This is a genomic window from Geminisphaera colitermitum TAV2, assembly GCF_000171235.2.
Taxonomy (GTDB): Bacteria; Verrucomicrobiota; Verrucomicrobiia; order Opitutales; family Opitutaceae; genus Geminisphaera; species Geminisphaera colitermitum.
This window is the reverse complement of the sequence record NZ_ABEA03000068.1, coordinates 1-6165: the sequence shown is the minus strand read 5'-3', so window position 1 is coordinate 6165 and position 6165 is coordinate 1. Positions and strand designations below refer to the sequence as shown.

Here is a 6165-nt window from a genome sequence, read left to right as displayed (position 1 = left end):
CAGGCGTGTATCGCAAACGTGCATACACGGATGCGGGTCGCAGGTTCCACTCAAGCAAGGCGCGTGTGGATTCCGCGCCGAACTGCGCGAGCCAACGCTCCACCATCCATGCCGGATGCGAGTAATATTGGGCGAGTCGGGCTGCTGTTGCGAGCCGACCGGGCGGCTGTTCGTCGGCGAGCGCGGAGGCGAGTTTGCGCACGATGGCGTTGACCATTCGCGCCTCGGCCTGACTCGCCAGACGCTTCGTTTGCTCGACGGCGTGATGGGCAACTTTGGCAACATGACCGTCGCCGCCGCCTTCGATCAATTCGTAGCCCGCCAGCAAAAACACTGCCTGCACCTCCGCTCGCGGCATTCGGCTCATGAGCGGCGTGATGATGCCCTCGATCCGTCCGAGATGACGCAAGGCGCCGAGCACCAGATTCTGGCAACGTGCGCGTCCAGTGCGCCCTAGGTTGGCGGGGAGAACGGCGAGCAGCCCATCGACGCGCGCCCGTTCATCGAGCCAGCGCACGAGCAATCGTGCCGCTGCCAGCCACGCATCGCCGGGAGCATTATCTTGGGGAGTCGCTGTCACATGTGCATCCATCGGCACACGCTCCGCGTCCGTCGCCTGCTGGCAAGCGCGAACCCCTCCCCCCCCCCCCCCTCAGGATGCTGAAACTGTTTGCAGCCACACCCCTTTTGACCCCGCATGAGCGCCCGTCAGTGATCGAACCCAATTGCCCTGCCAAACAACATCATGACACGAGTCCTTCTCACCACCACCTCCTTCCAAGACACTCCCGGCGTTCACCACGACATGCTGGCCCAACTCGACGTCGAAGTCGTCCGCGAACGCGGCCCGCTTTCCGAGGCACGCATGCTTGAGCTTGCCGGCCAATTCGACGCCTTCCTCTGCGGCGACGACGCCATCACCGCCGCTGTCATCGACAAATCGCTTCCCCGCCTCAAGGTCATCAGCAAATACGGCATCGGCCTCGACAAAATCGACGTTGCCCACGCCACCTCGAAAAAAATCCCCGTCCTCTTCACCCCTGGTGTGAACCACACGACCGTTGCCGAGCACACCTTTCTGCTCCTGCTCGCCCTCGAAAAAAACATACTCTTCCACACCGACTCCACGCGCAGCGGTGGTTGGAAACGCAAGACCGGTCACGAGCTCCTTGCCAAGACCATTGGCATCGTCGGCCTCGGACGCATCGGCAAAGAAGTTGCCATCCGCGCCCGCGCTTTCGGCATGGAAGTCATCGCCTACGACATCTACTGGGACGAAGCCTTTGCCAAACAGCACAACGTCAAACGCGTTGCCACGAAGGAAGAAATTTTCACCAGCGCCGACTACATTTCGCTGCACACAAATCTCACTCCCGAGACGCGCGATATGATCAACGCCAAGACCATCGCCACGATGAAAAAAGGCGTCCTCATTCTCAACTGCGCTCGCGGCGAAATCGTTCACACTGCCGACATGGTGGCCGCGCTCAAGTCGGGCCAAGTCGGAGGCTACGGTGCCGACGTTCTTGACGCCGAGCCGCCTCCTGCCGACCACCCGCTCCTCAACGCACCCAACTGCATCATCACCCCGCACATCGGCTCGCGCACTTACGAAAGCGTTGTCCGCCAGGCCAGTTGCTGTGTCTCCAATTACAAGGCCTTCCTCGAAGGCAATACCGTCAACCAGGCCAACAAATTCTAACTCGACCCAACTCGATTTAATCCGACTTAGCTCGAGTTAAACCGACTTAAATCGAATCAAACCAAACTCGCGCCAAACCCATTTTTTACCATGCCCGAAACCTACTACATCGTCCCCGAGAAACAGCACAACGACCTCGTTGCAGCCGCCTACATGCACCGCGGCTTTCACGCTGACGAATCTGCTGAAGGCGCGCGCTTCTGCGCTGAGGCAACCCGCCACGGCATTCGCACGCACAACGGCATCAAAGCCCTGCACCTCGACCACCTCTTCGGCTCCGGCAGCAAAGGCTGCGTCCCCGGCGCGCAAATCGAAGAGAAAAAATCCCGCTTCGCCGCCGCCAAAATCTGGAACGCCAACAAAAAGCTCGGCCAATCCACCGCCTACCGCGCTATTGAAGAAGCCATTCGCCTGGCCGACCAATACGGCACCGGCACCGTGTCTGTTGACAACGCCTTTCACTACCTCTGGGGCGGCGGTTACGTGATGGAAGCTGCCCGCCGCGGATACATCGCCTACACCAACTGCACCGCGGCGCTCGCCGAAGTCGTTCCCTTTGGCGGCAAATTCCCCACTCTCGGCACCAACCCGCATTCGTGGGGATTCCCGACGACCGATGCCATTGGTTATCCCATCGTCATCGACTGGGCCACCTCTGTTGTTGCCATGGGCCGCGTGCAACAACTCCTGCGCGAAGGCAAACAACTGCCCCCCAACGCCGCTGTTGACGCCGACGGCAACCCGACGACCGACCCCGCGAAAGCCAAGTCGCTCATGCCCTTTGGCGCACACAAAGGCTACGGCCTCTCGCTCATCAACGAACTCGTTGGCGGCCTCATTGGCGGCTCCCTGCCCACGATCCGCAACCGCTGGACCAACGTCAGCGAAGGCGACAAAGGCACCTGCGCATTCTTCTTCCAGATCATCCATCCCGAAGCCATGAGCGGCGGAGCCTTTGCCAAAGGCCGCACCCAAGCGCAAAACGTCAAAGCCGTCCTCGCCGACATCCTCGGACACGGAAACGAAAAGTGCATCCTTCCCGGCCAGATCGAAGCCGACTTCGCCAAGAAAACCGCAGCCGCTGGCGGACTCCTTTTCAGCAAAGCCGAAGTCGAAGCGTTCAACGAACTTGCTACCGAAGCCAAGCAACCGCTCTGGAAACTCGACGCCTTCAAGACCGTCGAAATCTGAACACCGCCTTCATCCGCGAAAGCGACCCCTAGCATCGGCGAGCATCGGCCTAAATCGTCCCCCCCCTTAAATCGACCTACGTCGATTTAACTCGATTTAAGCCGATCCGCCCCCGTTCTCCGTTCCCCCCCCCGCGCCACCCCTGTCCCCAACTCATCAGCACGCGGACGCACGGTAATTTGGCGTTGCAGGCGACCTGTGGAATTTTGCCATTATTCGCAGCTATGCTTTCGCAAGACCTCAAAACCCTGAGCCAGACCCACGGCGGCAAATACATTCACCAAACCGGATTCCTTCCCGGCCAGACCCGCGACTACTGGCTCATTGCGCAATCGCTCAACCCCTCGCCAGCCGGTGCCATCACGCGCAGCACGCAAATTCACGAAAGCTGGGCGCAGCAACGCGAATTGAAAGCAGGACAACTGGATGCCTTTTCGCGTTACTCGCTGATCTACGTGACCAAAGGACGCGGCATATTTCGTGATGACCGACACCGCGAGGAACTGCCCGTTGCGGCGGGCGATGTGCTTTGCGTTTTTCCCGGAATCCCCCACGCCTACGGACCGCTCGAAGGCGAACGTTGGAACGAAATCAACGTCGAGTTTTCCGGCATCATTTTTGATGCATGGATGGGAACCGGTCTGCTTGATCCCGCAATCCCCGTGCGACATCTTCCCCTCCCCGTGGACTACTGGCTGAAGCGATTTCACGACGTGGTGTTGCCACTTGCGGCGCGCCCATCCGGAACGGATTTCACTTTGCGCGACGCCGGACGCCTTACCGACCTCCTCGCCGAGATGTGCGACACCTGGCAGGAGCCGCACACCAAATCCGATCTTCATTGGATCGACGAAGCCCGCGCCCGACTCCTCGCTCTGTCGCCCGATACCCCGCTTGATCTTGTTGCCGAGGGACGCGCCTTCAAACTCAGCGAACAAGCGTATCGGAAAAAATTCCGCCGCCTCTGTGGTGTCACACCGAATACATTTCGTTCCCGACATCTCATTGAGCAAGCCTGCCACCAGCTCATTGCCTCCGACGTATCCATAAAAGCACTCGCATTTTCCTGCGGCTTCAGCACCCCGTTTTCCTTCTCCCGCTGCTTCAAACAACACACCGGCCTGTCCCCCGAAAAATACCGCGAAAACGCCTTGCGCTAAAAAGTGGCGCGGGCGTCCCGCCCGCAACGTGCATCCCGTAGCGCAGGCGTCTCGCCTGCAATCCATAGGATGCGCGAAGCGCGGTGATCTCTTCTGCTTTTTGCTGATTGTGTTATTTGGGAAGGCGGCGCTTCGCGCAATAGACTGACTTGCAGGCAGGATGCCTGCGCTACGCTATGGCGCGGGCGTCCCGCCCGCTCAGAGACCAGAGACTCCGCGCCTCGTGGCTGCCGCAGTCTATCTTGTGTCTTCTGACCTCTGACCTCTGTCTCGCCCGTCCCCCCCCCCCGCGCATACCGGATCGGGTATGCGTTGGCCTGTTATGGTATGCGTTGGGATTTGTGACACACCCGCACGGATACGTTACTCCGTCTGTCCAGCAACCCAGCCCAGCCCGCGTTCATGCCAGCCCAATCAATCCAATTCTCGAACATCATGAAAACCCGCAAAACACTCCTCCAAATCTGCTGCTTGCCCACCCTGTTGACATTCGCCGCTGCCAACCTCCACGCCGTCGCCACCACTTGGAATGGCAGTGACGGCAATTGGTCCACCAGCGCCAACTGGTCCGCTGGCAACCCTGGCTACACGACCAACCATGCCATCATTCAGGAAGGCAACGTGACCGTCAACAGCGCCCCGCTCACCGCACAATACCTGCTCCTCGTCCAAGGGGCAAATGGCGCAGGCAAGACAGCCACCCTCACCATCAACACCGGAGCCAACCTCGGCATGGGAACTGCCGCCGACTCCCAGATCGGCACCGCCGCTGGCGGCACCGGCACCGTCATCCACAACGCCGGCACTGTCTCCTTCGACAGGGCTCTCATTCTCGGCGGCACTGGCAGCTCCAACACCGGTGGCACCGGCACCTACACCCTCAACGGCGGCTCATTCAGTGTTAAAAACGATTTCATCATGGGAGCTAACACCGCCAGCAGCTCCAACTCGTATTTCAATCTGAACGGCGGCACAGCCACCCTCAGTCAAAATCTCAAAGTCGGCGGAGCCCGCTACACTGGCAGCACCGGCACACCCACCAACAGGGCCAACGTAAAAATCACCAACGGTGCCACCCTCAACGTGATAGGTGATTACACGCACGGACTGTCCACCTACCCAGCTAGCGGCACCGGCAGCACTGGCCGCATCTATGCCACCACGGAAATCATCGGCTCGAAGGCCACCATCAACATCACCGGCAACCTCACCCTCAATGATAACATCCGCAATTTCTCCACCTTCGCTTTCACCCTCGACGACGGCGGCGTCAGCAAGATCAACCTCACCGGCGCGGGAACCGCCACCCTCGCGGGCACGTTGACTGCCGGCTTCAATGGCGGCTTGGCCCTGACCACGACCAACCGCTTTACCCTCATCGAGGCAAACACCGGGGAAATCACCGGCTCCTTCGCCACCGTCCCCTCCTCCGCTCTCTGGACAACCGCCACCGAAACGCTTGCTGGCAACACACGCGACGCCTTTGTGCTTACCCTCAACGCCGCCGCCAAAAAAGGCACCACTCTTGACGCCGCCATCGCCACCAACGACACCGGTACCCCTGCCAGTACCACCTTTGCCGCCTCGACCAGCGGCTACGTCGAAATCACCGGACTCACACCCGGCCAGAATATCACCCTTTTCCTCACCGCCGATTTCGGTGCCAGCGGCAAAACCGCGCAAGACCTCGCCACTTGGTTCACCGACAACGGTATCGCCGCCACCGCCCTCACCGGATCCGGAGACTATAACCTCAGCATCGCCAAAACCGCCACCGCCACGGACACCACCGCTTGGCTCGCTTGGGATTTATCCACCTTCAACACCGACTTCAGCGCCGACGCCAAAATCTCCGCCCTCGGCATTGCCACCACCGCCATCCCCGAACCCGCGACACTTGCCGCGTTCGCCGCCCTCGCCATCCTCGCCTTCGCCGCGCTCAAACGAATTAAAAATTAAGGAGACTTCCAAAAATAAACCACGGAGGACACGGAGCCAGACAAATTCCCCGCTGCATTTCTCCGTGGAACTCCGTGGTTAAAAAATGATTTCTAGACCCTCCCTAAAAGTTAAGAAAACCAAGCCACCAAACCACACCGCAGCCAAAGTCCG

Annotated in this window: 5 protein-coding genes; 4 read left to right on the top strand and 1 reads right to left on the bottom strand. The window is 59.9% G+C overall.

The genetic code is table 11. The features are described 5' to 3' along the window. A partial coding sequence (locus tag OBACDRAFT_RS07405; protein WP_043584265.1) for a transcription antitermination factor NusB occupies positions 1-580 on the bottom strand: 580 nt, incomplete at its 3' end. Between the two features lie 165 nt (positions 581-745). On the opposite strand from OBACDRAFT_RS07405, the gene OBACDRAFT_RS07400 reads away from it, so the two are divergent. From OBACDRAFT_RS07400 to OBACDRAFT_RS07385, 4 genes are all read left to right on the top strand, one after another. Next, complete coding sequence (locus tag OBACDRAFT_RS07400; protein ID WP_043584264.1) at positions 746-1702, top strand: phosphoglycerate dehydrogenase; 957 nt, start codon at positions 746-748, stop codon at positions 1700-1702. A gap of 90 nt (positions 1703-1792) precedes the next feature. Next, complete coding sequence (locus OBACDRAFT_RS07395) at positions 1793-2893, top strand: Ldh family oxidoreductase (RefSeq protein WP_043584263.1); 1101 nt, start codon at positions 1793-1795, stop codon at positions 2891-2893. A 224-nt stretch (positions 2894-3117) separates the two neighbouring features. Next, positions 3118-4053, top strand: coding sequence for a helix-turn-helix domain-containing protein (locus tag OBACDRAFT_RS07390; RefSeq protein WP_043584262.1), 936 nt, complete (start codon positions 3118-3120; stop codon positions 4051-4053). Between the two features lie 435 nt (positions 4054-4488). After that, a complete protein-coding gene (locus OBACDRAFT_RS07385) occupies positions 4489-6012 on the top strand; it encodes an autotransporter outer membrane beta-barrel domain-containing protein (RefSeq protein ID WP_081721880.1) in 1524 nt (507 codons plus the stop codon). The last annotated feature ends 153 nt before the right edge of the window (positions 6013-6165 follow it).